Annotated in this window: 2 protein-coding genes; both read left to right on the top strand. The window is 69.3% G+C overall.

The genetic code is table 11. The features are described 5' to 3' along the window. Nucleotides 1–67: 67 nt before the first annotated feature. Nucleotides 68–607: a winged helix-turn-helix domain-containing protein gene (locus tag FB157_RS46995; protein ID WP_186582023.1), complete on the top strand. Its 540-nt coding sequence runs from the start codon at nt 68–70 to the stop codon at nt 605–607. After that, complete coding sequence (locus FB157_RS46990; protein WP_261387078.1) at nt 604–1131, top strand: transposase; 528 nt, start codon at nt 604–606, stop codon at nt 1129–1131. Before FB157_RS46995 ends, FB157_RS46990 begins: the two co-directional genes overlap by 4 nt. Nucleotides 1132–1156 lie beyond the last annotated feature (25 nt).

Here is a 1156-nt window from a genome sequence, read left to right as displayed (position 1 = left end):
CTACTGACCTTCAAAGCGTGGTGTCGGCAGGGCTGACGGTTCATGATCCCTGCGGTACGCCGGTGGCATGAGGTATGCGCAAGGGGGCGGACTGACCGACGAACGGCGGGCTTTCCGCGAGAAGTTGAGGATGGAGGCGGCCGAGCGGTTCCGGCAGGGCGACGAGAACCCGGTGATTGCTCACGACCTACGGGTCAGTGTCCGGTCGGTTCAGCGGTGGCGCAGGGCCTGGTCGCAGAACGGGCCCAGGGCCCTGGCCTCCAAGGGCCCGGCATCGCTGCCGCTGCTCAGTGACGAACTGTTCGCCGTGCTCGAGCGGGAGCTGGCCAAGGGCCCGGTGGCACACGGCTGGCCGGACCAGACCTGGACCCTGTCGCGGATCAAGACGCTGATCGGGCGCCGCTTCCACAAGAGCTACACCGTGCAAGGGGTGGCCGCCCTGCTCAAGCGGCACGGATGGAGCTGCCAGGTCCCTGCCCGGCGGGCGATCGAGCGGGACGAGACCGCGGTGGCCGGCTGGGTGAAGGAGACCTGGCCCCAGGTGGAAGGATCGTGGCGGCGCTCGGGGCCTGGCTCGTCTTCGAGGACGAGGCCGGATTCTCGATGACGCCGCCGACCACCCGCACCTGGTCCCGCCGCGGCCACACCCCGGTGATCCGCGTGCGGGGCCGATCCCGCCGCCGCTTATCCGTCGCCGCCCTGGCCTGCTACAAACCCGGCGAACCCTCCCGGCTGATCTACCGGCCCTGTCCCGATGCCCGGCCCGACGGGCGCAAGAGCTTCTCCTGGAAGGACTACCGCGACCTGATCCAGGCCGCCCACCAGCAGCTCGGCGGCCCGATCGTGCTGGTCTGGGACAATCTCAACACCCACCTGACGGCCGGAATGCGCCGCTACATCGCCGCCCGCGACTGGCTCACCGTCTTCCAGCTACCGCCCTACGCGCCCGACCTCAACCCGGTCGAAGGTATTTGGTCCGTCCTGCGACGCACCACCACAGCCAACTGTGCCTTCACCGACCCGGAGGACCTGATCACCGCCGTCCGGCGCGGCCTCCGCCAGCTCCAGTACCGCCCCGACGTCCTCGACGGCTGCTTCACCGGCACCGGCCTCCGGCGCCAATCAGCATGACGACATCACGCATTCAAGGTCAGTA

It is taken from the genome of Streptomyces sp. BK340 (genome assembly GCF_007827595.1).
Taxonomy (GTDB): Bacteria; Actinomycetota; Actinomycetes; order Streptomycetales; family Streptomycetaceae; genus Streptomyces.
Note: the sequence above shows the minus strand (reverse complement) of the source record. Positions and strands in the feature narration are given on the sequence as shown.

Bases quoted from the DNA above. Each gene is read 5' to 3' on its own strand.
- FB157_RS46990 (WP_261387078.1), top strand. From the start codon at position 604: ATGACGCCGCCGACCACCCGCACCTGGTCCCGCCGCGGCCACACCCCG.
- FB157_RS46995 (WP_186582023.1), top strand. From the start codon at position 68: ATGAGGTATGCGCAAGGGGGCGGACTGACCGACGAACGGCGGGCTTTC.